This window comes from Enterovirga sp., from assembly GCF_035325185.1.
GTDB lineage: Bacteria > Pseudomonadota > Alphaproteobacteria > Rhizobiales > Beijerinckiaceae > Enterovirga.
In genome coordinates this window covers 15,105-41,268 of sequence record NZ_DAOLAJ010000018.1, presented here as the reverse complement: position 1 = coordinate 41,268, position 26,164 = coordinate 15,105, and the positions used below count along the sequence as shown (strand labels likewise).

Here is a 26,164-nt window from a genome sequence, read left to right as displayed (position 1 = left end):
GCCCCGGCCCGGACCGTCCCCCTCGCCGCTCGACGTGAGGCCGGTCGTCCATGTTCGCATTCACCTTGCAACGGCTGGGCAAGGCCGCCGTGGTGGTCATCGGCGTGATCATCCTGAACTTCCTGCTGATCAAGCTCGCGCCCGGCGATCCCGCGGCCATCCTGGCCGGCGAGGCGGGCTCCGGCGATCCACAATATCTGGAGACCCTGCGCAAGCAGTTCGGCCTCGACCTGCCGCTGCCGATGCAGCTCTGGCGCTATCTCGCCGGCGTGCTCACGGGCGATCTCGGATATTCCTACCGCAACCAGGTCTCCGTGCTGCACCTGATCCTGGAGCGCCTGCCCGCGACCCTGCTCCTGACGGGCGCCGCCTTCGTCTTCTCGCTCGCGAGCGGCGTGCTGCTCGGGGTCCTGGCAGCGAAGAACCGCGGGCGCGTGCTGGACAGCGTCATCACCACCCTCGCGCTGCTGTTCTATGCGACGCCGCTGTTCTGGATCGCGCTGATGTCGGTGCTCCTGTTCTCGATCCAGCTCGACATCCTGCCGCCCTTCGACATGGAAACCATCGGCGCCAACTATACCGGCTTCCGGCGCGCCCTGGATATCGCCCACCACCTCGTCCTGCCCGCCGTGACGCTCGGCCTCTTCTACATGGCCGTCTATGCGCGCCTGACGCGGGCCTCGATGCTGGAGGTGATGGGGCTCGACTTCGTCAAGACGGCGCGGGCGAAGGGCGTGCCGGAGACCCGCATCGTCCGGCGCCACGTGCTGCGCAACGCGGTGCTGCCCGTCTTCACCTTCGCCAGCATGCAGGCGGGCCAGCTGGTCGGGGGGGCGATCCTCACCGAGACCGTCTTCGCCTGGCCCGGCATCGGCCGGCTCATGTTCGATGCGCTGATGCAGCGGGACTATCCCGTTCTCCTCGGCATCTTCCTCGTCACCGCGATCGTCGTGGTCATCGTCAACTTCGTCGCCGACCTCGCCTACCGGATCGTCGATCCGCGCATCGCCGCCGCCTGAGGAACGCCGCATGCAGAACCTCAAACGCTTCTCGCGCAATTACGGGGCGGTCCTCGGAGCGCTCATTCTCGCGCTCATCGTCGCCATGGCGATCCTGGCCCCGGTCCTGTTCCCGGGCAATCCGTGGAACAGCGTCGGCCCGCCGATGCTGCCGCCCTTCGAGGAATCCGCCTTCCCGCTCGGCACCGACATGCTCGGCCGGGACATCGCGACCGGCATCGCGCACGGCGCGAAGGTGTCGCTCCTGATCGGGGTCATCTCGACGCTGGTCGCCGTCCTCATCGGCGTCGGCATCGGGGCCGTGGCCGGCTTCCACGGCGGGCGCATCGACGACCTCCTGATGCGCTTCACCGAGTTCTTCCAGATCATCCCGGCCTTCGCGATGGCGGTGGTCCTGGTCGCGATCTTCAGCCCGAGCCTCGTCTCGATCACGCTGGCCATCGCGGCCGTGTCCTGGCCGAGCGTGGCCCGCCTCGTGCGGGCGGAGTTCCTGAGCCTGCGCGAGCGCGAATTCGTGAAGGCGGCCGTCGTGATCGGGCAGAAGCCCTCGCGCATCATCCTGACCCAGATCCTTCCGAACGCCGTCTCCCCCATCATCGTGACCGCCTCGCTGATGGTCGCGACCGCGATCCTCACCGAAAGCGCGCTCTCGTTCCTGGGCCTCGGCGACCGCAACATGATGAGCTGGGGCTTCATGATCGGCGCCGCGCGCACGATGCTGCGCGAGGCGTGGTGGATGAGCTTCTTCCCCGGGATCGCGATCCTGCTCGCGGTCCTGTCGATCAACCTGATCGGCGAGGGCATCAACGACGTGATGAACCCCCATCTGCGCGGGAGGCGACATTGACCTCGGCGGCCGAGCCCCTCCTGAGCGTCAGGGGCCTCTCCATCCCCCTGCCCGTCGAATCCGACCGGCCCTATGCCGTGCGGGATATCAGCTACGACCTCGCGCGGGGCGAAATCCTCTGCGTCGTCGGCGAATCCGGCTCCGGCAAATCCATGACGGCCAATGCCATCATGGGCTTGCTGCCGCCCTACCTGAAGCCCTCGGCGGGCAACATCGTCTATGGCGGCCGGGACCTGCTCGCCCGCCCGCAGGAGGAGCTGCGCGAGTTGCGCGGGCGCGAGATCGCGATGATCTTCCAGGAGCCGCTCTCGGCCCTGAACCCGCTGATGACCGTCGGCGAGCAGATCGACGAGGTCATGCTCGTCCACGGCGAGAAGGATGCCGCGAAGCGGACGGCGCGGGTCCTCGAATTGCTCGACTATGTCGGATTGCCCGATCCTCCGACGCTGCGGAACACCTATCCCTTCCGCCTGTCCGGCGGGCAGAGGCAGCGGGTCGTCATCGCCATGGCCCTGGCGCTCGAGCCGTCCATCCTGATCGCGGACGAGCCGACCACGGCCCTCGACGTCACGACCCAGGCCCAGATCATCGAGCTGATCAAGCGCATCCAGCGGGCGAAGGGGATGGGCGTGATGTTCGTCACGCATGATTTCGGCGTGGTCGCCGACATCGCGGACCGCGTCGTGGTGATGGAGAAGGGGCTGGTGGTGGAAGCCGGCCCGGCCGGCCAGGTCCTGAACGCCCCGCGCCACCCCTATACGCGCCGCCTGATCGCGGCCGTGCCGCATCGCAGGGGAGAAGAGAGCGATGTCCCGGAAGAGGGCGCGGAGGAGAAGCTGCTCCTCGAAATCCGCAGCCTGAGCAAGACCTATCATCGCGGGGGCGGCCTGTTCTCCAAGGCCCGCGACATCCCGGCGCTCCGCGACGTCAGCCTGAAGCTCGCGGCCGGGCAGACGCTCGGGGTCGTCGGCGAATCCGGCTCCGGCAAGTCGACGCTCGGCCGCGCGATCCTGAAGCTCATCGAGAGCGATTCCGGCCAGATCCTGTATCGCGGCCAGGACATCGCCGGGCTCTCGCCCTCGGCCTTCCGTCCGCTGCGGCGCAAGCTCCAGATGATCTTCCAGGACCCCTTCGCCTCGCTCAATCCCCGCCAGACGATCGGCCGGATCCTGATCGACGGCCCGCTCGCGAACGGGGTCGGCCTCGAGGAGGCCCGCGGCCGCGCCGAGCAACTGCTCGCCCGCGTGGGCCTCGATCCCTCCGCCTATGACCGCTATCCGCACGAATTCTCCGGCGGCCAGCGTCAGCGGGTCGGCATCGCGCGGGCCCTCGCGCTCGATCCCGAGGTGCTGATCGCCGACGAGAGCGTCTCCGCCCTCGACGTGTCGGTGCAGGAGCAGGTCCTGAAGCTCCTCAAGGAGGTCCAGGACAATCTGAAGCTCGGCATGATCTTCATCACGCACGACCTGCGTGTCGCCGCGCAGATCTGCGACAGCATCATGGTGATGCGCCGGGGCGAGGTGGTCGAGGCCGGGCCGCCCTCGCAGATCTTCGACGCCCCCCGGCACGAATACACCCAGCGCCTGATCGCCGCCATTCCGGGCCAGGGCTGGGACCCGCAGAAAGCCGTTCATCCGGAACGCGAGGAAATTCTCTGATGTCTTCGGCGCAAGCTTCTCCCGTCGACGCCCATGGCGGCGAGATCCTCGTGCGGCAGCTCGAGCTGCACGGGGTGGACACGGTCTTCATGGTGCCGGGCGAGAGCTACCTCCCCTGCATCGAGGCGCTGCGCACGCGGGCGGACCGCATCCGCACGGTGGCCTTCCGGCAGGAAGGCGGCGCCGCCTATGCGGCGGAAGCCTATGGCAAGCTGACGGGCCGGCCCGGCATCTGCTTCGTGACGCGCGGACCGGGCGCCACCAACGCCTCGATCGGGCTTCATGTGGGCCGCCAGGACGGAACCCCGATGATCCTGTTCATCGGCCAGATCGGCTCCGACACGACGGAGAGGGCCTGCTTCCAGGAGATCGACTATCGCCAGATGTTCGGGCCGGTGGCGAAATGGGTCGCCCAGATCGACCGGATCGACCGCATCCCCGAATTCGTGGCCCGCGCCTTCTCGGAGAGCCGCAGCGGGCGTCCGGGGCCGGTGGTCCTGGCGCTGCCCGAGGACACCCTGCTCGCGCGCGCGGCGGTGGCCGATCTCGCGCCCTTCGCGCCGGCGCATCCCATCCCGCATCCGCAGGAGATGGCCGCTCTCGCGCGCCTCCTGGGCGAGGCCCGGCGGCCCTTCGTCGTCGCCGGGGGCACCGGCTGGACGGAAGAGGCACAGGCCGGGCTCGCGGCCTTCGCCGAGCGTTTCGACCTGCCGGTCGGCGTGTCCTGGCGGCGCCAGGAGGTCTTCGACAACCGCCATCCGAATTTCGCGGGCCATGTCGGCTACGGCACCGACCGCGCCCTCGCCGAGCGCGTGGCGGAGGCCGATCTCCTGATCTCGGTCTGCTCGCGCCTCGACGAGCCGACCACCGAAGGCTACCGGCTCGTGCAGAGCCCGCAGCCGCGCCAGAAGCTGGTCCATATCCACCCCGACGCCGCCGAGCTGGGCAAGGTCTATCGGCCCGCCCTCGCCATCAATGCCGATCCCGTGGGCATCGCGGCCGCGCTCGCGGAGCTGCGGCCGGACGGCCCCCTGAACTGGTCGGGAGCCGCGAAGGCGGCCAACGAGGATTACCGCCGCTCGCGCGAGGCACCGCCCTCCGATTCGGGCTTCGACCTGTCCACGGCCTGCCTGCACATGGCCGAGGTGCTGCCGCAGGATGCGTTCGTCTCGGTCGGGGCGGGCAATTTCGCCCTCTTTCCGCACCGCTTCCTGCAATTCTCGCATCTCGGCACACAGGCCTCGCCCATCTGCGGCTCGATGGGCTACGGCCTGCCGGCTGCGATCGCGGCCAAGCTCGCCTTTCCCGAGCGGGAAGCCTTCGCCTTCGCGGGAGACGGCTGCTTCCAGATGACGATGCAGGAGGTCGGAACCGCCATGCAGCACCGGCTCGGGATCGTCATCCTCGTCTGCAACAACCGCGCCTGGGGAACGATCCGCGCCCACCAGGAGCGGGACTATCCCGCCCAGCCCTTCTCGCTGAACCTCGACAATCCCGACTTCGCCGCCCTCGCCCGCAGCTACGGCGCCTCCGGCGAGGTCGTGGAGCGCACCGCGGACTTCCCCGCCGCCCTGGCGCGCGCCCGCGAGGCCGCCCGCACCCTCCGGCAGCCCGCGCTCATCGAACTGCGCTACGATGTCGAATACATCACCCCCGACACGCGGCTGAGCGCGATCACTGCGGCGGCCCAAGCCGCAAAAGCCGTTTGAGAGATCGCGGAACACGAAGATGCGCGCATTCTATCATCCCGACCAGGCCCTCCATTCCCCGCGCCAGTTCATGCGCTTCGGACGCCTCGCCGATCCCACCGACATCCCCGTCCGAACGGAAAAGCTGCTCGGCGCCCTGGGCAGGCTCGGCGTCGAGCCCGAGGCGCCGCCCGATCTCGGACGTAGGCCGGCGAGCACCATCCATCCGGCCCATTACCTGGACTACCTGGAGACGGCCTATCGGCGCTGGCTCGAATTGCCGGATCACGGGCCCGAGGTGCTGCCCAATACCTTCCCCTATTGGAACGGGGATCCCTCGCGGGAGGCGCGCCCGCCCTGCCCCACCCATCAGCTCCTGGCGCAGACGGGCTATTATCTCGGCGACCTCGCCGTTCCGATCAGCGAGTTCACCTACCGCTCCGCCCTTCGCTCCACCCATACGGCGGCGGCGGCGGCGGATGCCGTCCTCGCGGGCGAGCCCCTCGCCTATGCTTTGTGCCGGCCCTCCGGCCACCATTGCCGCGCCGACCGGGCGAGCGGCTTCTGCTACATGAACAACGCCGCGATCGCCGCGCAGCGCCTCCGCGGCAGGTTCGCAAAGGTAGCCGTGCTGGACATCGACGCGCATCATGGCGACGGGACGCAGGAAATCTTCTACCGCCGCAGCGACGTGATGACAGTGTCGGTTCACGTGGATACGGATTTCTACAATCCCTTCTTCACCGGGCGTCCGCATGAAACCGGATACGGCCCCGGCGAGGGGTACAACCTCAATATCCCGCTGGCGCCCGCGAGCGGCGACGACGCCTTCCTGGCCGCCGTGCGCAGAGGCGCCGAAGCCGTGGCGGCCTTCGGCGCGGAGGCGGTGGTGATCGCCCTCGGCTACGATACCCATGTCGAGGACCCGTTGAGCATGGTCGAAGTGACGACGGAGGCGTTCGAGAAGGCGGGACGGGCGATCGGCTCCCTGCGCCTGCCGACCGCGGTCGTTCAGGAAGGCGGCTACCAGATCTCCGTCATCGGCGACTGCCTCGAAGGCTTCATCAGGGGCATGCGAGCTTAGAGCCTGCTTGAATATGCAAGCAGCGGCCGCGCCTCGATCGCCCGGACTTCCTTTTTCCCGTCTTCTCCTGACGGGAGGGAACGGCTTCGTCGGCACCCATCTGGCCCCGATGCTGTCCGCCGCCGCACCCGGCCTGTCCCGGCTGATGCTGGTGCGGCCGGGCTCGCCCGCGCCCGGCGCAGACTGGGCGGTCGCCGAGGCGGAGATCGACGACCGGGAATCGGTCGCCGCGATCGTGCGGGACTTTGCACCCGACTGCATCCTTCACCTCGCCGCCCAGGCTTCCGTCGGCGCGAGCCAGGCGCAGGCCGAGGCGACGTGGCGCGTCAATTTCGACGGCACCTTCGCGCTCGCCGCCGCCTGCGCCCGCCTCGCGCCGCGGGCGACATTCCTGTTCACCAGCTCGGGCGAAACCTACGGCGCGAGCTTCCGGGACGGCGAGGCCTCGGAGGGCACGCCCCTGCGCCCGCAGAACGCCTATGCCCGCTCGAAAGCCGCCGCCGAGGAGATGCTCCGCGACGTGCTCGGCCCCGAGAACCGCCTGATCGTCACGCGCGCTTTCAACCATACGGGCCGAGGCCAGGACGAGCGCTTCGTCCTCCCTGCCTTCGCCGCCCAGATCGCCCGGATCGAGAGAGGCGCGCAGCCGCCCGTGATGATGGTGGGCAATCTCGATGCCGTGCGGGATTTCCTGGACGTGCGCGACGTTTGCGCAGCCTATCTCGCCCTTCTCGCCCGAGCGCCGTCGCTGAAGATGCGCAGCGTTTTCAACGTCTCGTCGGGGACCGGCTGGCGGATCGCCGACCTTCTCACCTTGCTGAAGGCGCAGGCCGGGGCTCCTTTCGAGATCCGGCCCGACGAGGCGAGGCTGCGGCCCTCCGACATTCCTGTCGCCATCGGCCGCAGCGACCTGCTTCGGGAGGTGGCGGGCTGGCGGCCGGCGCATCCGATCGAGGAGACGCTGCGCGACATCCTGGCCCATGCGCGGCAGGCCGCGGCCCGGGTGTAGAACAGGGCGAAGACGACGTCCGTCGAACATGAAGGCATGAGCGATGTCAAAGAGGCGCGCCCTCATCACCGGCATTTCCGGCCAGGACGGGACCTATCTCGCGCAGCTTCTGCTGGAAAAGGGCTACGAGGTGTTCGGCGTCGTGCGGCGCTCGAGCCATGCCGGCATCTTCGATCATCGCCTGAAATGGCTCGGAATCCGCGATGCCGTGACGCTGTTCGACGGCAACCTGCTCGATCTCTCCAGCCTGTGCCGGATCGTGCAGGAGACGCAGCCGGACGAAGTCTACAATCTCGCCGCGCAATCCTTCGTGATGTCGTCCTGGCAGCAGCCGATCCTGACCGCCGAGGTGACGGGCATCGGAGCGCTGAACGTGCTGGAGGCGCTGCGCCTGACGAGGCCGAAGGCGCGGTTCTACCAGGCGTCCTCCTCGGAGATGTTCGGGCTGGCCCAGGAGACGGTCCAGAGCGAATCGACGCCCTTCTATCCCCGCTCGCCCTACGGGGTCGCCAAGCTCTTCGCCCATTGGTCGACGGTGAATTATCGCGAGAGCTTCGGCATGCACGCCTCCAGCGGCATCCTGTTCAACCATGAATCGCCTTTGCGCGGCATCGAGTTCGTGACCCGCAAGGTCACGGACGGCGCGGCCCGGATCAAGCTCGGCCTGGAGACGGAGCTGCGCCTCGGCAACATCGACGCCAGGCGCGACTGGGGCCATGCCCGGGACTATGTCCGGGCGATGTGGATGATGCTCCAGCAGGACCAGCCGGACGACTACGTGGTCGCGACCGGCCGCACCAGCACCGTGCGGGAGATGTGCGAGATCGCCTTCGAGGCGGTGGGCCTCAGGGCCGACGACCACGTCGTCGTCGACCCTGCCTTTTTCCGGCCGGCCGAGGTGGATGTCCTGCTCGGCAATCCCGCCAAGGCCCGGCGCGTCCTGGGCTGGAAGCCGGAGATCTCACTCGACCAGCTCATTCGCGAGATGGTCGAGGCCGACCTCGCGAGGCTCCGGGCCGCCCGCCCGATGTCCCCGGCGGGGACTCAGGGCAGCTTCTAGAGCATGATCCTGAGAAGTGGATGCCGGCTTTCAGAAAAGATCATGCTCAAACAAAAGGATAGATCGTGATGACGATTCAACGAAGCGTCATCGCGATCTAGGACGGGACCCTCGCCGGGCTCCCTCAGAGGAACCCGATCGAGATCCACGGCACGGCGGCGACGATGACGAGGCCGATGAAGAGGGCGATCATGTAGCCGACGATCGGCTTCATGCCCTCGTCGGGATGGATGCGGCTGATCGCGCAGGCGGCATAGTAGCCGACGCCGAAGGGCGGGGCGAAGAGGCCGATGCCCATCGCCAGGACCACCACCATGGCATAATGCACCTCGTGCACGCCCACGTCCCGCGCGATGGGGAAAAGGAGCGGGCCGAAGAGCACGATGGCCGGGATGCCCTCCAGCACCGAGCCGAGCACGATGAAGGCGAAGATCGAGACGGCGAGGAAGGTCGGGATGCCGCCGGGCAGATGCTTCATGAAATCGGCGAGCGCCGTCGAGAAGCCGGACTGCGTGAGCGCCCAGGCCATGCCGGTCGCCGCGCCGATGATCAGCAGGATCGCGCCCGAGAGCGAGGCCGTGTCGACCAGCATCGGATAGAGCCGCCTCCAGTCGAACTGGCGGTAGATCAGGAGCCCGGCCACGACGGCATAGGCGATGCCGATGGTGGAGACCTCCGTCGCCGTGGCGACGCCCTCGATGACGGCCGCCCGGATGATGAAGGGCAGCGCGATGGCGGGCAGCGAGATCAGGAAGGCCTTGCCGATCTCGCCCCAGGTGGCGCGGCGCACGTTGGACAGGTCCTCGTCCCGGTAGCGCCACCAGACGAGGCCCATGAGGGTGAGGCCAAGGACGACGGCCGGCAGCATGCCCCCGGTGAAGAGGGCCGCGATGGACACGCCCGTCACCGAGCCGATCGTGATGAGGACGATCGAGGGCGGGATGGTCTCGGTCTGTGCGCCGGTGGCCGAGAGCAGCGCGAGGAGGTCGCCGGGCTTGGCGCCGCGCGCCTTCATCTCCGGGAAGAGGACCGGGGCGACCGCCGCCATGTCGGCCGCCTTCGAGCCCGAGATGCCGGAGACGAGATACATCGCGCCGATCAGCACGTAGGACAGGCCGCCCTTCACATGGCCGAGCAGGCTCGCCAGGAACCCGACCATGGCGCGGGCCATGCCGGTCATCTCAATCAGAAGGCCGAGGAAGACGAAGAGCGGGACGGCGAGCAGGATGAGGTGGCTCATGCCCTCGTCCATGCGCCCGACCACGACGACGGTCGGGGTGGTGGTGGTGAGCGACAGATAGGCGAAGGTGGCAAGGCCGAAGGAGAAGGCGATCGGCACGCCCGCGAGCACCATGATCCCGACGCCGCCGACGAAGAAGATCAGGAGGTTCCAGTTGCCGAACGCCTTGAAGGACGGCCCGATCAGGCTGACGAGGCCGGCCACCACGGCGACTGTCCCCAGGGCGATCGCGACGTCCCGCACGCGCCCGTAGCGGAAGAGCTGGATCACGGCCGTGATGATCATCAGGGCGATCCCGATCGGCAGCGCCGCGGCGCGCCAGGAATTGGCGATTTCGAGGGCGGGCGTGGTGACGAAGACCTCGTCCTCGGCGAATTCGATCGCCGGATGCAGCACCAGGGCCAGGAAGGCGAGAGCCGCCGCGATGGCGATCAGGTCGAGGAAGGCGCGGGCTCGCGGCTTCATCATGCCGACGATCGCGGTCATGCGCATGTGCTCGCCGCGCCGCAGCGCGACCACCGAGCCCAGCATCGCGAGCCAGAGGAAGAGGATGGAGGCCAGCTCGTCCGACCAGATCAGCGGCTTGTGCAGCACGTAGCGCCAGATCACTCCCATGAGGAGGACGACGACCTCGGCCAGGACGAGCGCCGCGGCGGGCAGCTCGACGAGAGGGCCGAAGAAGCGGTCGAGCGTCGCCGGCCAGCCCCTATGGGGATCGCGCAAAGGTCCAGCAGCACCGGCTCCCTCGCCGTCGGTCGCAAAGCTCGCCATGTCGCAATCCCTCCCTGGTCTCTGTTTTATTCGCCCCACCACACCGGGAGCCGCCACCTCCCGGATGAGATCGGGATATTCTCGGCGCCGGCCCCTCATAGTCTCTAGGCGGCCCGGAACCCGGGTGAAACCCCGGGCCCCACATTGCCCCCAGCATGGGAGCATCGCCGCCCGAATCGGGCGGCGTTTCGCGGGAAGGCAGATCTCCCTCTCCCGCAAGCGACGCGCGGCGGCAGCGGCCTGAAGCGTGCTGCCGCCTCCTTGGGGAACCGGCGCGGCCTAGCCGAGCTTGCCGGAGACCTTTTCCAGCATCTCCCAGGCGGCCGGCCCGTATTTCTGCTTCCACTCGGCATAGAAGGTCGTGGCGGCGAGCGCCTTGCGGAAATCGTCCTGCTGCACCTCGATGAAAGTGAGCCCCTTCTCCTTCAGGTCGGTCTTCAGGCTCTCGTTGAGCTTGGCGACGTCGGCCCGCTGATCGAGGGCCGACTTGTCGATCTCGCGGCTGACGACGGCCTGGAGATCGGCCGGGAGCCGGTTGAAGGCGCGCTTGTTGCCGAGCACCCAATAGCCGTCCCAGACATGGCCGGTCAGGCTGCACGTCTTCTGCACCTCGTAGAGGCGCGTCGTCGCGATGATCGCGAGCGGGTTCTCCTGGCCTTCGACGACCTTGGTCTGGAGCGAGGTATAGACCTCGTTGAAGTTGATGGGCGACGGCGCCGCGCCGAGCGCCTTGAAGAGCGAGGTGAGCGGCGGGGCGAGGGGCACGCGGATCTTGAAGCTCTTGAGATCCTCCGCCGTCCTGATCTCGCGGGTGGAGGAGGTGATGTGGCGGAAGCCGTTGTCCCAGATCCGGGACACGGCGAAGATCGGGGTCTTCGCGATCTCGGCCCGGACGTGGTTGCCGAGATCGCCGTCCATCGCCTGCCAGACCTCGTCGTAGTTCTTGAAGGCGAAGCCGAGGCTCGCGATGCCCGACAGCGGCACGAAGGTCGCCAGGATCATCGAGGAGAGGTTGAAGAACTCCACCGAGCCGTTGCGGACCTGGGTCAGGAGATCGCTGTCGGAGCCGAGCTGGTTGGCCGGGAAGAGCTTGATGTCGACGCGGCCGGAGGTCGCCTCGCGGATGCGGTTCAGCGCTTCCTGCGCGCGGGTATTGACCGGATGGGTCGGGTCCTGGCCGGTGGCGTATTTCATCTCGAACTCGGCCGCGCTCGCCGGCCATTTCAGGATCGTGACCAGCGGCACGGCGGCCGCGCCGGCCAGCACCGTGCGGCGGCTCGGGGTGAAGCGGGATGTCGTCATCGTTTCCTCCTTTGTGATTTGGGAATGCGGGCCGTCAGGCCGTGCCGTTGAGGGCACGGTAGGCGCGGATGACCTGGCTGTCGTCGGCGGCGCCCGCGCCGCGGCCGGAGGTCGAGTTGAAGAGCTGGAAGGCGAGAGCCGTCATCGGCAGCGCCGCCTTGGTCTCGCGCCCCGCCTCGAGCACGATGCCGAGGTCCTTCACGAAGATATCGACCGCGCTCGTCACCTCGGGATCGGATTCGAGCATGCGCGGCCCGCGATCCTTCAGCATCCAGCTTCCCGCCGAGGTGCCGACCAGGATGCCGAGCATGGTGCGGGTATCGACCCCGATCTTCTCGGCGAGCGAGAGCGCCTCGGCCGCAACCGCGATATGGACGCCGCAGAGGAGCTGGTTGACGGTCTTCACCGTCGCGCCCTGGCCGGGCTTGTCGCCGACATGGAGCGTGCGGCTGCCCATCGCTTCGAGGACCGGCCGGGCCGCCTCGAAGACGTCCGCGGGCGCGGCCGCCATGATGGTGAGGCTCGCGGCCTCGGCGCCGACCACCCCGCCCGAGACGGGAGAATCGACGAAGCGGCGGCCGGTCGCCGCGACGCGGCCGGCGATCTTTTGCACCTGCTGGGGAGGGCAAGTCGCCATGAGGCAGATGACGGCATGCGCCGGAGCGGCGGCAAGGGCGTCGTCGGTGAAGAGCACCGCCTCGGCCTGGGCGGCGTTGACCACCATCAGCACGATGGCGTCAGCCCCCGCGAAGGCTTGCGCGGCCGAGGCGCAGGAGATGCCGCCCGCCGCCTCGAGATCGGCGAGGCCGGCGGGGTTCACGTCGCAGCCGCGGACGGTGAAGCCGGCTTTCAGGAGGTTGCGGGCCATGGGCCGCCCCATGGCGCCGAGCCCGGCGAAGGCGATGGTCTTCACGTGTTCCTCCCCGGCTGCGGCGCACCTCGCGCCGAGACCTTCGGCCCATCGTTCCGGGCGCGCCTGCGGCGACCCGGAACGATCATTTTTCTGCCCGTCACAGCCAGCCCTTGACGGCGGCCGCGACCGTGCTGGTCGAGAGCCCGTACTGGTCGTGCAGCGTCGGCAGCGCGCCCGCCTCCAGGAAGGCGTCGGGCAGGGCGATCTGGCGGAAGGCTGCCGGCCGCACGTTCGAGCGCATCAGCGTGCCCGCCACCGCCTCGCCGAGGCCGCCGATCACGGTGTGGTTCTCGGCCACGACCACGAGGCGCCCGCCCTTGCCGCATTCGGCGAGGATCGTCGCCTCGTCGAGCGGCTTGATGGTCGGCACGTGGAGCACGGCCGCATCGACCCCGTCCTTCCGCAGCTCCTTGGCAGCCTCCAGGGCCCGCATGGTCATGAGGCCCGAGGAGATGATGAGGGTATCCTTGCCGTCGCGCAGGAGCTTCGCCTTCCCGAGTTCGAACTTGTAGCCGTATTCGTCGAGGACGACGGGCACGTTGCCGCGCAGGAGGCGCATATAGACCGGCCCCTTGTGGGCAGACATGGCCGGCACCGCCTGCTCGATCTCCAGCGCGTCGCAGGGATCGATGATGGTCAGGTTCGGCATGCCGCGGAACATCGCGACGTCCTCGGTCGCCTGGTGGCTCGGGCCGTAGCCGGTCGTGAGGCCAGGAAGGGCGCAGACGATCTTCACGTCCAGCATCTCCTCGGCGATGGCGAGGCAGATGAAGTCATAGGCGCGGCGCGAGGCGAAGACGGCATAGGTCGTCGCCCATGCCTGGAAGCCTTCCCGCGCCATGCCGGCCGCCGCCATCATGAGAAGCTGCTCGGCCATGCCCATCTGGTAGAAGCGGTCCGGGTAGGCGTCCCGGAAAACGTGCAGGTCCGTGTACTTGGCGAGATCCGCCGTCAGGCCCACGATGCGCTCGTTCGTCCCGGCGAGCTTCGCCAGGGCATGGCCGAAAGGAGCCGGCTTCGTCTTCTGGTCCGCGCCCGCGATCGAGGCGATCATGGCCGAGGTCGTGAGCCGCGGCCGGTCGGAGGCGCCACCGCTGAGATGAGCCGGGCGGATGTATTTCGAGCGTCTCATGGGGCCACTCCCGCGTCGATGATCTTGAGGGCTTCGGTCCATTCGTGCGGCTCGACGCGCAGGAAGTGATTGCGCTCACGCGCCTCGAGGAAGGGGACGCCCTTCGCCATCTTGGTGTCGCAGATGATGATGCGGGGCCGGGCTCCCTCGTGATTCCGAGCGGCGTCGAAAGCCTTGACCAGCGCCTCGATGTCGTTGCCGTCGACCCTCTGCGTGAACCAGCCGAAGGCCTCGAATTTCGGCGCCAGGGGCTCGAAGTTCATGATCGAGGTGGACGGGCCATCGGCCTGCATCTGGTTCACGTCGACGATGCCGATGAGGTTGTCGAGCTTGTGGGAGCCTGCCGACATTGCCGCCTCCCAGGTCGAGCCCTCGTCCAGCTCCCCGTCCGAGAACAGGTTGTAGACAAAGCTCTTCGACTTCTTGCGCTTCAGCGCGAGGCACATGCCGACGCAGATGCCGAGCCCGTGGCCGAGCGAGCCGCCGGTGATCTCCATGCCGGGCGTATAGGCGGCCATGCCCGACATCGGCAGGCGGCTGTCGTCGGTGCCGTAGGTCTCCAGCTCGTCCTCGGGGATGATCTTGGCCTCGATCAGCGCCGCGTAGAGCGCGATGGCGTAGTGGCCGATCGAGAGGCAGAAGCGGTCCCGCTCCTCCCATTCGGGATCCTCGGGCCGGTAGTTGGTCGCGTGGAAATAGGACACGGCGAGCACGTCGGCGACGCCGAGCGCCTGCGCGATATAGCCCTGTCCCTGGACCTCGCCCATGCGGAGCGCATGGCGCCGGATGCGCCGGGCTCGCTCGGCCAGGGTCACGTTGTGACCGATCTGGGTCATCTGTGGGTATCTCCCTTCGTATTTCGCTTCGGCCCACTGTCTCCTCTCCCCGCTGGCGGGGAGAGGTCGAGAGCGCGGCAGCGCTCCGGGTGAGGGGTGGGCATCCGATAGCGGCTCGTTTCGAGGACCCCTCATCCGGTTTCGCTGACGCTCAACTCGGCTTCTCCCCGCGAGCGGGGAGAAGCGGGGGCTGGGTGAATTCTAGTGGATCAACATGCCGCCGTTCACGTCAATCGTGGCGCCGGTGACGTAAGACGAAAGATCGGAGGCGAGAAACAGGCAGATGCGCGCAACGTCGATCGCATCACCGAGCCGGTTCAGCGGGATGCCCTTGAGGATCTCCGCCTTCATCTCGGGGGAGAGCTTGCCCTGGGTGATGTCGGTCTGGATGAGGCCGGGCGTGATCGAGTTCACGCGGATGCCGGAGGGGCCGAGTTCGCGGGCCATGGCGCGGGCGAGGCCGAGGACGCCCGCCTTCGCGGCGCTGTAATGGGGTCCGCCGAAGACCCCGCCGCCGCGCTGGGCTGAAACCGAGGACATGCAGACGATCGCCCCGCCGCCCGCCTTCTGCATGGCCGGGATCGCCGCCTGGCTCATGTAGAGCGTGCCGCGCAGGCTCACATCGGTCACCGCCTCGTAATTCTCGGGCGTGATGTCGAGCGTCTTGATCGGCTGGGTGATGCCGGCATTGTTCACCAGGACATCGATGCGTCCGAAATCGGCGAGGATGCGTTCGGCGGCGGCAAGGCAGGCGGCCTTGTCGGTGACGTTGCAGGCATATCCCCGGTGCTCCGGGCCGATCGCGGCGGCGGCGGCCTTCGCGGCATTCTCGTCGAGATCGAGGATGGCGACCTTCGCGCCGTGCTCGGCGAAGAGCCTGGCCGTCGCCCGGCCGAGGCCCCGCTCGGACGCGGCACCCGTGACCGCGCAAATCCTGCCCTGAAGCAGCATGCCATTTCCTCCTGTCCGCTCGCACCGTCCATGCGGCCCGATCCGTTCGTCAAGAGGTGCCCGATTGCGATCGAGAGTTCAAACGAATAAACTTCCGACATAGATGAGGTGAATTCATCTGACTATGCGCAAGCTGCCACCGCTCAAGGCCATCCAATGTTTCGAAGCCGCCTCGCGGCTGGGCTCCTTCGCCGCCGCGGCGGAGGAGCTCCTGGTCACGCCCTCGGCGGTGAGCCACCAGATCAGGGCCCTCGAGCGCGAGGTCGGGCTGCCGCTCTTCCACCGCGTGCATCGCTCGATCCTGCTGACGGATGCGGGCCGCCGCTATGCGGAGCAGATCGCCGAGGCTTTCGGGATGATGGAGGCAGCCACCCGCAGCATCGACCGGACCGGCAAGGCCGACATCCTCACCATCAATTCCGTGCCGAGCTACGCCACCCAGTGGCTGATGCCGCGGCTGTCGCGCTACAGCGCCCTCCATCCCGATGTCGACGTACGCCTGAACGCCTCGGTCGATCGCGTCGATCTCGCCGCGGGGCAGGCTGATTTCGCCATCCGCTACGGCACGGTCTTTCCCGATCCCGGCGTCGAGGTGGTGCCCTTTCCGCTCGAGACCATCGTCGTCCTGTGCTCGCCGGCCCTCGTGCGGGACAAGCCGATCCGCACGCTGGACGACCTGCGCAGCCACACGCTGATCTTCTCGGAGGTCAATCTCGTCTCCTGGCGCCGCTGGCTCGACGAGATGGGCGGCCGCGACATCCCGACCGGCCGCGGCCCGCGATTCGACCGCTCCTTCATGGCGATCAGCGCGGCGGTGGACGGGGACGGGGTGGGGCTCGAAAGCCGCCTCCTCATCCAGCGCGAGCTGGATTCGGGGCGCCTCGTCCTGCCCTTCGGCATGATGGGGCCGCGCCTCGTCTGCCACCGTCTCCTCTTCCTGAAATCCAAGGCGGGCGTGCCGAAGATCAAGGCGTTTCGCCAATGGCTGGAGGGGCAGCTCGCCGAAACGGCGATGTAGAGGATGAGGGCCCTGGACATTCCGCCCCGGCGCCGCCGAGATGAGTCCGAACGGAACCGGGAGAACGCGCCGTGGAGCTGAAACACAATGCCTTCAAGGCCGCCATCGCGCGCGGCGAGCGGCAGATCGGCCTCTGGTCGAGCCTGTGCAGCCCGCTCGTCGCCGAGATCATCGGCGGGGCGGGGTTCGATTGGATCCTGATCGACACCGAGCATTCGCCGAACGAATTGCCGGACGTGGTCGCCCAGCTCCAGGCCCTCGCAACGAGCCCCTCGACGCCCATCGTGAGGCCGGCCTGGAACGATCCGGTCCTCGTCAAGCGCATCCTGGACGGGGGCGCGCAATCCCTGCTTCTTCCCTTCGTGCAGAACGCCGCGGAAGCGAAGGCGGCGGTCGCCGCGACCCGCTATCCGCCGCACGGGATCCGCGGCCTGGCGGCGGCCGCGCGCGGGAGCGCCTTCGGGCGGATCAAGGACTATCATGCGCGCGCCGCGACGGAGATCTGCGTCCTGGTCCAGATCGAGACGCAGGAGGCGCTCGACAATCTCGAGGAGATCGCCTCGGTGGACGGAGTGGACGGCGTCTTTATCGGGCCGGCCGATCTTTCGGCTTCCCTCGGCCATCTCGGCGACCAGGCGCATCCGCGGGTGCAGGAGGCGATCCGGGATGCGGCGGCGCGGCTGGCGAAAACCGGCAAGCCGGCCGGCATCCTGACCGGCAACGAGGAACAGGCCCGCCGCTATATCGAATGGGGTTATGTTTTCGTGGCGGTGGGGGCCGATCTCGGCCTCCTCGCCCGCAACGCCGAGGCGCTCGCAGCGCGGTTCAAGGGATAGGCCGTCTCAGAGGGCGAGGCGTCCCCTCCACCGCCCGTCGGACGGCCTCCCTCCCCGCGAAATGGGAAAGGGAGGCCATGCGGAGCACGGTGACGGGGGCTGCCCGTCAGGCCGGTTCCTTCGTTCGGTTCTGGCGGTTCTCGATCAGGTCGTCGACGACGGCCGGCTCGGCGAGGGTGGAGGTGTCGCCGAGATTGCCGAACTCGTCCTCGGCGATCTTGCGCAGGATGCGGCGCATGATCTTGCCCGAGCGCGTCTTGGGCAGGCCCGGCGCGAACTGGATGAGGTCGGGCGTGGCGATCGGCCCGATCTCCTTGCGCACCCACACGACGAGTTCCTTGCGCAGCGCGTCGGAATGCTCCTCGCCTGCCATCAGGGTGACATAGGCATAGATGCCCTGGCCCTTGATGTCGTGCGGATAGCCGACCACCGCCGCCTCCGACACCTTCGGATGGGCGACGAGGGCCGATTCGACCTCGGCGGTGCCCATGCGGTGGCCGGAGACGTTGATGACGTCGTCGACGCGCCCGGTGATCCAGTAATAGCCGTCCTCGTCGCGGCGGCAGCCGTCGCCGGTGAAGTACTTCCCGGGATAGGGCGAGAAATAGGTGTCGATGAAGCGCTGGTGATCGCGGAACACCGTGCGCATCTGGCCCGGCCAGCTATCGGCGATCACGAGGTTGCCCTCGCAGGCGCCTTCCAGCACGTGCCCCTCGGCATTCACCACCTGGGGCTGGACGCCGAAGAAGGGCTTGGTGGCCGAGCCCGGCTTCTGGGCGATCGCGCCCGGAAGCGGCGAGATCAGGATGCCGCCGGTCTCCGTCTGCCACCAGGTGTCGACGATCGGGCAGCGGCTGTCGCCGACGACCCGATAATACCATTCCCAGGCTTCCGGGTTGATCGGCTCGCCGACCGAGCCGAGGAGGCGCAGCGAGGCGCGGGAGGATTTCTTCACCAGCTCCTCGCCCGAGCCCATCAGGGCGCGGATGGCGGTCGGGGCGGTGTAGAAGATGTTGACCTTGTGCTTGTCGATCACTTCCCAGAACCGCGAGGCGGAGGGATAGGTCGGCACGCCCTCGAACATCAGCGTCGTCGCCCCGTTCGCGAGGGGGCCGTAGACGATGTAGGAATGGCCCGTGACCCAGCCCACATCGGCCGTGCACCAGTAGATGTCGCCTTCCTGGTAGTCGAAGATGTATTCGTGCGTCATCGAGACATAGACGAGATAGCCGCCGGTCGTGTGCACGACGCCCTTCGGCTTGCCGGTCGAGCCCGAGGTGAAGAGGATGAAGAGCGGATCCTCCGCATTCATCTTCTCGCAGGGGCATTCGGTCGTGACCAGCTTGGCGGCCTCGTCGTAATAGACGTCCCGGCCGGGATCCATGTCGATCTTGCCGCCCGTGTGGCGCACCACGACGACATGGTCGACGTTGCCGACCTGGGCGATGGCGGCGTCGACATTGGCCTTGAGCGCCACCGCGCGGCCGCCGCGCAGGCCCTCGTCGGCCGTGATCACCATCCTCGATTCGCAGCCCGAGATGCGGTCCGCGAGGCTGTCGGGCGAGAAGCCGCCGAACACGATCGAATGGATGGCGCCGAGCCGGGCGCAGGCCAGCATCGCATAGGCGGCCTCGGGAATCATGGGCAGGTAGATCGTGACCGTGTCGCCCTTCTTCACCCCGCGGTTGCGCAGCACGTTCGCCATGCGGCAGACTTCGTCGTGCAGCTCGCGATAGGTGATGTGCTTCGACTTGTTCGGGTCGTCCCCTTCCCAGATGATCGCGACCTGGTCGCCCCTCTTTTCGAGATGACGGTCGATGCAATTATAGGCGACGTTGGTGACGCCGTCCTCGAACCAGCGGATCGAGACGTCGCCCGGGCCGAAATTGGTGTTCTTCACCTTCGAATAGGGGGTGAACCAGTCGATTCGATTGCCCTGCTCGAACCAGAAGCTGTCCGGATCCCGGATCGAGTGCTCGTACATCGACCTGTATTTCGCCTCGTCGACGTGAGCGCGCTTCGCCCATTCGGCGGAAACGGGATAGGTCTTGGCGTTCATCGAGCGCACTCCCCTTCACGGCCCGCCCTTGCAGTTCCAGGGCGGGTATTGGCTTCTTTGACGGTCTTCTAACTCGCCTCCGGCGCCCGCGCCAAGCGCCAGTTGCGGACTTCCTGTCCGAACCCGGCGGAAGGGGCGGGAAAGCGGCTTGCCAGGGCGTTGCGCGCGCGCTCATCTGGCGCCGCCACCGAGACGAACAGCATGGCCCAGATCGATTCCGACCGCGTTCTCGCCGATCTCCGGCACCTCGCAACCTTCGGAGCGTACAAGACGGGCGTGCATCGCCCGACCTTCTCCGAGGAGGACATCGCGGCGCGGCGCTGGTTCCGGGGACGGCTCGCGGAAGCCGGCCTCGAAGCGGAAATCGACGGCATCGGAAACGTCTACGGCCGCACCCCGGGCGGCGGCCCGAAGGTGCTGACCGGCTCCCATCTGGAGAGCCAGAACCATGCCGGCTGGCTCGATGGGGCACTCGGCATGGTCTACGGCCTCGAAGCCGCCCGCGCGATCGGCGGGGGCGTCGAGGTCGCCGCCTTCTGCGACGAGGAGGGGCATTTCGGCTCCTTCATCGGCAGCCGCTCCTTCACCGGGCTCCTGGAGGAAGAGGAGATCGACCGCCTGGCGAATCGCTACGACGCCACGCCGCTCCGCGACGCCCTGGCGCGGGCGGGCCTTGCGGGCGTCGAGCGGCGACGCGTGGAGCCGGGCCGGCACCGGGCCTTCTTCGAGGCCCATATCGAGCAGGGCGACACGCTGGAGAGCGGGGAGTTGAAGATCGGCGTCGTCAGCGCCATCGTCGCCATCTGGCAATACCGAATCGTCGCCCTGGGCGAGCAGAATCACGCCGGCACGACCTCCATGGCGCGCCGCCGCGACGCGGGGCTCGCGATCACGCGCCTCCTCGGAGAGATCGACCGCCGTTTCCCGGGCCTCGCCGGACCGCGCACGGTCTGGACGACGGGCCGCATCACTCTCGAGCCGGGCGCGCCGTCCATCATTCCGGGGCGGGCGGAATGCCTGTTCCAGTTCCGCGACGCCGATCCGGCGGTGCTCGACCGCCTCGACGGCGAACTGCGCCGCCTCGTCGCGGAGGGCGGCCGGGGCCGGTGCGAGATGACGCTCGACGTCATGGGCCAGAGCCGCCCGGCCAAAATGGACGAGCGGCTTCAGGAGGTGCTGGCAACCGCGGCGGAGAGGCGGGCGCCCGGGCGCTGGCTCGTCATGCCGAGCGGCGCGGGCCACGATGCCCAATATCTCGCGCGCGTGATGCCGGCGGCCATGATGTTCGTGCCCTCCATCGGCGGCATCAGCCATCACTGGACCGAGAACACCTCAGACGAGGACATCGTCCTCGGCGCGCAGGTCTATTGCGACGCCGTCGAGGCGGTGCTGAAGGGCTGAGTCGCCCGGCTCCGAGCCGCGGGCGGGTTCGACCGGACTCCCGGCCCCTCCGTCAGGCCGGCCGCTCGAATCCCCGCACCGTGGCGCGGACCAGCGTCTCGACCATGGCCGGGATGTCCTGCGGGCCGACCGGCCCGAGGCCGCCGGTCTCGCCGAGATAGACCATGCCGTGGACGCTCGACCAGAGCGCCTTGGCGAGGACGGGGATCGACGCCGGCTCGACCCCCGGAAGCTCTGCCAGCACGGATTCGATGAGGGCGAAGAGGGCTGCGATATCCGCCGCGATGGCGGGAGGCGCCTCGATGCTCCGGCGATCGAAGAGCGCCGCCCAGGCGTGATGATGCGCGCGGGCAAAGCCGAGATAGGCATCGGCCAGGCACAGGAGCCGCTCGGCGGCGCCCGTCGCGGGGCAGGCGGCGAGCGCGCCGCTCAGATGGTCGCGCAGGAGGCGCATCGTGACCGCATTGGCCTCGAATTTCAGCGTCTCGAGATTGTCGAAGGCGCCATAGACCGAGCCGATGGCGGCGCCTGAGCGCTCGCTCACGGCGCGCGCCGTGAGCGCCGCCGAGCCGCCTTCCCGCAAGAGGTCGAGGGCGGCCTCGATCATCGCCTGCCGGCTCGCGATCCGCGCCGCCTCCTCTTTCGGCGGACGGCCTCGCGTTTTTTTATGAACGATGCTCATTTTAATCTTGCATCCCGCCCCGAAGGCTGTATGAGTGTTTTTATAGAACGTCGTTCATAATAAGTTCCGGCAATCCGGCGACGGCGTTCGGGAGGTCGCACATGATGATGAAGACCATCCAGATCCTGCTGCGCGGAGCGGTTGCCGACAGCGCCCAGGCTTTCCACGACGCGAACGCGGTCGCGATCCTGCGCCAGCAGGTCCGCGACGCGGCGGCGGCTCTCGGCAATGCCCGCCGCGAACTCGCCGTCGCCATGGCCTACCAGGCGGCGGAGCAGCGGGCGCTCGACGCCCTCGCGAGCCGCATCGAGACGCTGGCCGCCAGCGCGCGCAAGGCGCTGGCCGACGGACGCGAGGATCTCGGGCGCGAGGCCGCCTCCCTGATTGCGGCGCTCCAGGACGAGCGCGCCGATCGCGGGGCGGCGGTCGAAGGCTTCGGGTCGGAGGTCGCGCGGCTCAGGCGCCTGATCGGGCAGGGGGAGACGCGCCTGCGCGATCTCGACCGCGGCCTGCAGACCGCGCGGGCGGCCGAGGCCGTGAGGCGAGCGGGCATCAACGGCCGGGGGGTGGTTTCCCTGTCCGGCGGCGCGCGCGGGGAGGCGGAGGAGACGCTGGCGCGGCTGCGCGAGCGGCGGCATCGGGACGACGACGTCGCCGACGCGCTGGCCGCGCTCGATGCGGCGGCCCAAGGCGATGTCGAGTCCCGCCTGGAAGCGGGCGGCTATGGCCGCAGGCGCACCGATCCGGAGGCCGTGCTCGAAAGCCTGAAGGCGGCCCCCGGCGCATCGAATCGCATGTGAGTTGGAAAGGACACGGTCATGACGCCCCAGATGCCTCATACTCCCGCTTGGAAAACGTTCACCTATGTGAGCTTCATGCTCTCCGTCGGCATGATGGCCGTCGGCGTCTTTTTCCTGCCGGCCGATATCTGGATCAAGGGTTATCTCGCAATGGCGACGGTCTTCATGGTCGGCACGACCTTCACCCTGGCGAAGACGCTGCGCGACGAGCACGAGGCCAGCCGCCTGATCAACAAGATCGAGGATGCGGCGGCCGAGCGCGTGCTGCGCGAGGCGACCCCCGGCCGGATCTGAGATCCCGCCCCCAGGCGCCGCCCTCCGGCGGCGCCTCCGCTCCATGACGCCTCGGGAGGCCAGCTTGGCCCAATCGTCCCCCAGCCTTCTGCGCAGCCGCCGCTTCGCCCCCCTGTTCTGGACGCAGGCTTGCGGCGCCTTCAACGACAACCTGTTCAAGCAGGCGATGCTGCTGCTCATCGCCTTCGGCGCGGTGTCCTCGCGGCTCGACGGGCTCGGCACGGCCTCCCTGACCGCCATTGCGGGGGCGACCTTCGTCGCGCCCTCCATCGTGCTCTCGGCCTATGCAGGCTATCTCGCCGACACGATGGACAAGGCGGTGCTCGCCCGGCGACTCAAGATCGCCGAGATCGTCATCATGCTCCTCGGCGCCGCCGCGTTCTGGACGCAGAACGCCTACGGCCTCTTCGGGGTCCTCCTGCTCCTCGGCATCCAGGCCGCCCTGTTCGGGCCGGTCAAGTACAGCCTCCTGCCCTCCCATCTGCGCGACGACGAGCTGGTCCAGGGCAATGCCTATGTCGAGGGCGCGACCTTCCTCGCGATCCTCCTCGGCACGATCCTCGGCGGCCTCATCATCGGCATGATGGGCGGCAGGCAGGTCATGGCCGTCCTCGTCGTCGCGATGGCGGGACTCGGCGCCGCCGCCGCCTGGCTGATCCCGCCGGCGCCGCCGGCCGCGGGGGCCGCATCGAGCCGCGAAGGCGCGGGCACGCTCGCCATCCTGCGCGAGGCGAAGTCGCGGCGCCCCGTCTGGCTCTCGATCCTCGGCATCTCCTGGTTCTGGGCGGTCGGGGCGACGCTCATGTCCTTCGTCACGCCGCTCGGCAAGGAGCTTCTCGGCGGCGACCAGGCCGTGGTCAGCTTCCTGCTCGGCACCTTCTCGGTCGGCATCGGGGCGGGCTCGCTGCTCTGCGCGCGCAGCCTGAAAGGCGAGATCACCCCGCGCCCGGTGCCCTTCGCGGCCCTGGCCATGAGCGCGCTTCTCGTGATCTTCGCCCTCGCGGTCGCCGCCCTCCCCGCGCCGCCCGCGGCGGGGCGCCTTCTCGGCGAGGTCCTCGGCTCGCCGGGCGCGCTCGTCGTCTGCGCCACGATGTTCGGCCTCGCAGTGGCCTCGGGCTTCTACGTCGTTCCCCTCTACGCCATCCTCCAGCACGAGGCGCCGGAAGGCGCCAAGGCGCGGATGATCGGGGCCAACAACATCGTCAATTCGCTGATGATGGTGGCGGCGGCCATCGTCCTCTTCCTCCTCTCCACCCATCTCGGCTTCTCGATCCCGGCCATGGCGCTCGTGCTGGCGGCGCTGAACCTCGTCGCCGCGGCGATCATGCTGAAGCTGCTCTCGCGCCTCGTGCTGAAGGCGGTGCTGGGAACGATCCTGCGCTTCCTCTACGGCGTCGAGATGCGCGGGGCGGAGAACATCGCCGCGGCGGGCAAGCGGCGGATCATCGTCGCCAACCACCAGTCCTTCCTGGACGGGCTCGTGCTCGGCGCCTTCCTGCCCGGCGACCCGGTCTTCGCGGTCGATACCCGGATCGCCCAGCACTGGTGGTCGCGCCCCTTCCTGTCCCTCGTCGACTACGCCACGATCGACCCGACCAACCCGATGGCGCTGAAATCGCTGACGCGCGAGGTCGAGCAGGGCCGCATGCTCGTCATCTTCCCCGAGGGACGGCTCACGGTCACGGGCTCCTTGATGAAGGTCTATGACGGGCCGGGCCTCGTCGCCGACCGGACCGGCGCGGACCTGATCCCGGTGCGGATCGACGGCGTCCAGCATACGATCTTCACGCGCCTCACCGACCAGGTGGCCCGCAAGGTGGCGCCCAAGGTGACGATGACCATCCTGCCCCCGCGCAAGCTGCTCGTCGATCCGGCGGTCAAGGGCCGCGCGCGCCGCAAGCTCGCCGGCCAGCTCCTCTACGACGTCATGTCGGAGACGATGTTCCGCACCTCGAATCTCGACCGCCCACTCTTCCGCGCCCTGATCGAGGCGGCCGCGCTGAACGGGCGCGGACGTCCGATCGTCGAGGATATCGACTTCGCGCCGCTTTCCTACGGCCGCCTGATCGCCGGCTCCTTCGTGCTCGGCGCGAAGCTTCGGCGCTTCACCGTCGAGGGCGAGGTGGTCGGCGTCATGCTGCCGAACTCGGCCGGCGCCGTCGCGACCTTCTTTGCGCTCCAGGCGACGCGCGGGGGGTCCTCGCGGGTGCCCGCCATGCTGAACCTCTCGTCGGGAGCCGCGGGCATGTCCGCCGCCTGCCGGATCGCGCGGGTCGGCACCGTCCTCACCTCGCGCCGCTTCATCGAGAAGGCGAAGCTCCAGGCCGTGGCCGCGGAACTCGGGCGCGCCGTCCACCTCGTCTATCTGGAGGACGTGCGCGAGAGCATCGACCTCTTCGACAAGCTCGCGGGCCTCGCGAAATCCTGGCTTCCCGCCTTCGGCTATCGCGATGCGGAGGCGGACGATCCGGCGGTGGTCCTCTTCACCTCCGGGTCCGAGGGTGCGCCGAAAGGCGTCGTCCTGACCCATCGCAATCTCAATGCGAACCGCTACCAGGTCGGCGCCCGCATCGCCTTCAACTCGCGCGACATCGTCTTCAACGCGCTGCCGATGTTCCATTCCTTCGGGCTGACGGTCGGCACGCTGCTGCCGATCCTGGCCGGGATCAAGACCTTCCTCTATCCCTCGCCGCTCCATTACCGGATCGTGCCGGAGCTGATCTACCAGACCAACGCAACGGTCTTCTTCGCGACCGACACCTTTTTGCGCGGCTATGCCCGCATGGCGAACCCTTACGACTTCCATTCCATCCGCATCATCGGAGCGGGGGCGGAGCGCGTGTCGGAAGAGACGCGGCGGGTCTGGTCGGAGCGCTTCGGCATCCGCATCCTGGAGGGCTACGGGGCGACCGAGACGGGGCCGGTCATCGCCTTCAACACCCCGATGCATTTCAAGGCCGGCACGGTCGGCCGGCTGATGCCGGGGCTCGAGGCGAAGCTCGAACCGATCGCCGGGATCGAGGGTGGCGGACGCCTCCTCGTCAGGGGCCCGAACGTGATGGCCGGCTATTTCCGCGACACCGCCCCCGGCATCCTCGAGCCGGTGGACGGGGGCTGGTACGATACCGGCGACATCGTCGGGATCGACGCGGAGGGCTTCGTCTCGATCAAGGGCCGCGCCAAGCGCTTCGCCAAGGTCGCGGGCGAGATGGTGTCGCTCGGCGCGGTCGAGGACCTCGCCGCCAAGGCGTCGCCCGGTTTCCGCCATGCGGCGGTCGCGCGGCCCGATGCCCGCAAGGGCGAGGCCGTGGTCCTGCTGAGCGAGGATCCGGCCCTGACGCGCGAGGCGGTCGCGAAGGCCGCCTCCGCGGCCGGGGTCCCGGAGATCATGCTGCCGCGCGAGGTGATCGCAGGCGCGACGATTCCCGTCCTCGGCACCGGCAAGACCGACTACGTCACCCTCGCCGCGCAGGCGCAGACGAGGGCGGCGGCCTGATCGCGCCTTCGGGTTGACATCGGTTCCCGTCCCTTCGATGCAGGCGGCCAAGAGCCGGGGAGGACGTG

At 68.5% G+C, this 26,164-nt stretch carries 21 protein-coding genes; 13 read left to right on the top strand and 8 right to left on the bottom strand.

What is annotated here, in order from left to right; genetic code table 11:
• Positions 1-50 precede the first annotated feature (50 nt).
• From PKD06_RS05785 to gmd, 7 genes are read left to right on the top strand one after another with little or no spacing between them, the layout of a single operon-like run.
• Entirely contained in the window at positions 51-1,019 is a 969-nt protein-coding gene (locus PKD06_RS05785; protein ID WP_324378508.1) for an ABC transporter permease, read from the top strand.
• A gap of 10 nt (positions 1,020-1,029) precedes the next feature.
• Positions 1,030-1,866, top strand: a complete 837-nt coding sequence (locus tag PKD06_RS05780) for an ABC transporter permease (protein WP_324378506.1) — start codon at positions 1,030-1,032, stop codon at positions 1,864-1,866.
• The gene (locus tag PKD06_RS05775) at positions 1,863-3,524 is read left to right on the top strand and encodes an ABC transporter ATP-binding protein (protein ID WP_324378504.1); all 1,662 of its coding nucleotides are present in this window, start codon (positions 1,863-1,865) and stop codon (positions 3,522-3,524) included. Before PKD06_RS05780 ends, PKD06_RS05775 begins: the two co-directional genes overlap by 4 nt.
• The gene (locus tag PKD06_RS05770; protein ID WP_324378502.1) at positions 3,524-5,233 is read left to right on the top strand and encodes a thiamine pyrophosphate-dependent enzyme; all 1,710 of its coding nucleotides are present in this window, start codon (positions 3,524-3,526) and stop codon (positions 5,231-5,233) included. The genes PKD06_RS05775 and PKD06_RS05770 overlap by 1 nt, the downstream gene beginning before the upstream one ends.
• A 19-nt stretch (positions 5,234-5,252) precedes the next feature.
• Entirely contained in the window at positions 5,253-6,296 is a 1,044-nt protein-coding gene (locus PKD06_RS05765) for a histone deacetylase family protein (protein WP_324378500.1), read from the top strand.
• Between the two features lie 13 nt (positions 6,297-6,309).
• Positions 6,310-7,305, top strand: a complete 996-nt coding sequence (locus PKD06_RS05760; protein WP_324378498.1) for a GDP-mannose 4,6-dehydratase — start codon at positions 6,310-6,312, stop codon at positions 7,303-7,305.
• 43 nt (positions 7,306-7,348) lie between these two features.
• On the top strand, positions 7,349-8,365 hold the full coding sequence (gmd, locus tag PKD06_RS05755; protein WP_324378496.1) for a GDP-mannose 4,6-dehydratase: 1,017 nt from the start codon (positions 7,349-7,351) through the stop codon (positions 8,363-8,365).
• A gap of 124 nt (positions 8,366-8,489) precedes the next feature.
• On the opposite strand, the gene PKD06_RS05750 is transcribed toward gmd, so the two are convergent.
• The 6 genes from PKD06_RS05750 to PKD06_RS05725 all read right to left on the bottom strand — a co-directional run bounded on the left by PKD06_RS05750 (position 8,490) and on the right by PKD06_RS05725 (position 15,510).
• Positions 8,490-10,376 (bottom strand): TRAP transporter large permease subunit, encoded by a 1,887-nt coding sequence (locus PKD06_RS05750; protein WP_324378494.1) that lies wholly within the window; start codon positions 10,374-10,376, stop codon positions 8,490-8,492.
• A 279-nt stretch (positions 10,377-10,655) separates the two neighbouring features.
• Positions 10,656-11,678, bottom strand: a complete 1,023-nt coding sequence (locus PKD06_RS05745; protein WP_324378492.1) for a TRAP transporter substrate-binding protein — start codon at positions 11,676-11,678, stop codon at positions 10,656-10,658.
• A gap of 34 nt (positions 11,679-11,712) precedes the next feature.
• Complete coding sequence (locus PKD06_RS05740; protein ID WP_324378490.1) at positions 11,713-12,591, bottom strand: NAD(P)-dependent oxidoreductase; 879 nt, start codon at positions 12,589-12,591, stop codon at positions 11,713-11,715.
• A 97-nt stretch (positions 12,592-12,688) separates the two neighbouring features.
• Positions 12,689-13,723, bottom strand: coding sequence for a transketolase family protein (locus PKD06_RS05735; RefSeq protein WP_324378488.1), 1,035 nt, complete (start codon positions 13,721-13,723; stop codon positions 12,689-12,691).
• The gene (locus PKD06_RS05730) at positions 13,720-14,559 is read right to left on the bottom strand and encodes a transketolase (RefSeq protein WP_324378486.1); all 840 of its coding nucleotides are present in this window, start codon (positions 14,557-14,559) and stop codon (positions 13,720-13,722) included. The genes PKD06_RS05735 and PKD06_RS05730 overlap by 4 nt, the downstream gene beginning before the upstream one ends.
• Positions 14,560-14,760: 201 nt before the next feature.
• A complete protein-coding gene (locus PKD06_RS05725; RefSeq protein ID WP_324378484.1) occupies positions 14,761-15,510 on the bottom strand; it encodes an SDR family oxidoreductase in 750 nt (249 codons plus the stop codon).
• Between the two features lie 124 nt (positions 15,511-15,634).
• Between PKD06_RS05725 and gcvA the strand changes: the two genes are divergently transcribed.
• A complete protein-coding gene (gcvA, locus tag PKD06_RS05720) occupies positions 15,635-16,528 on the top strand; it encodes a transcriptional regulator GcvA (protein WP_324378482.1) in 894 nt (297 codons plus the stop codon).
• Positions 16,529-16,599: 71 nt separating this feature from the next.
• Complete coding sequence (locus PKD06_RS05715; RefSeq protein WP_324378480.1) at positions 16,600-17,364, top strand: HpcH/HpaI aldolase/citrate lyase family protein; 765 nt, start codon at positions 16,600-16,602, stop codon at positions 17,362-17,364.
• A gap of 106 nt (positions 17,365-17,470) precedes the next feature.
• On the opposite strand, the gene acs is transcribed toward PKD06_RS05715, so the two are convergent.
• Positions 17,471-19,423: an acetate--CoA ligase gene (acs, locus tag PKD06_RS05710; RefSeq protein ID WP_324378477.1), complete on the bottom strand. Its 1,953-nt coding sequence runs from the start codon at positions 19,421-19,423 to the stop codon at positions 17,471-17,473.
• A gap of 201 nt (positions 19,424-19,624) precedes the next feature.
• Between acs and PKD06_RS05705 the strand changes: the two genes are divergently transcribed.
• Positions 19,625-20,824, top strand: coding sequence for a Zn-dependent hydrolase (locus PKD06_RS05705; RefSeq protein WP_324378475.1), 1,200 nt, complete (start codon positions 19,625-19,627; stop codon positions 20,822-20,824).
• 52 nt (positions 20,825-20,876) lie between these two features.
• On the opposite strand, the gene PKD06_RS05700 is transcribed toward PKD06_RS05705, so the two are convergent.
• Positions 20,877-21,506 carry a WHG domain-containing protein gene (locus PKD06_RS05700; protein WP_324378473.1) on the bottom strand — a complete coding sequence of 210 codons (630 nt, stop codon included), beginning with the start codon at positions 21,504-21,506 and terminating at the stop codon, positions 20,877-20,879.
• 101 nt (positions 21,507-21,607) lie between these two features.
• Between PKD06_RS05700 and PKD06_RS05695 the strand changes: the two genes are divergently transcribed.
• The 3 genes from PKD06_RS05695 (at position 21,608) to PKD06_RS05685 (ending at position 26,096) form a co-directional block, all read left to right on the top strand.
• Positions 21,608-22,306, top strand: a complete 699-nt coding sequence (locus tag PKD06_RS05695; RefSeq protein WP_324378471.1) for a PspA/IM30 family protein — start codon at positions 21,608-21,610, stop codon at positions 22,304-22,306.
• Between the two features lie 18 nt (positions 22,307-22,324).
• Positions 22,325-22,600, top strand: coding sequence for a YiaA/YiaB family inner membrane protein (locus PKD06_RS05690; RefSeq protein ID WP_324378470.1), 276 nt, complete (start codon positions 22,325-22,327; stop codon positions 22,598-22,600).
• Positions 22,601-22,664: 64 nt separating this feature from the next.
• Complete coding sequence (locus tag PKD06_RS05685) at positions 22,665-26,096, top strand: acyl-[ACP]--phospholipid O-acyltransferase (protein WP_324378468.1); 3,432 nt, start codon at positions 22,665-22,667, stop codon at positions 26,094-26,096.
• The last annotated feature ends 68 nt before the right edge of the window (positions 26,097-26,164 follow it).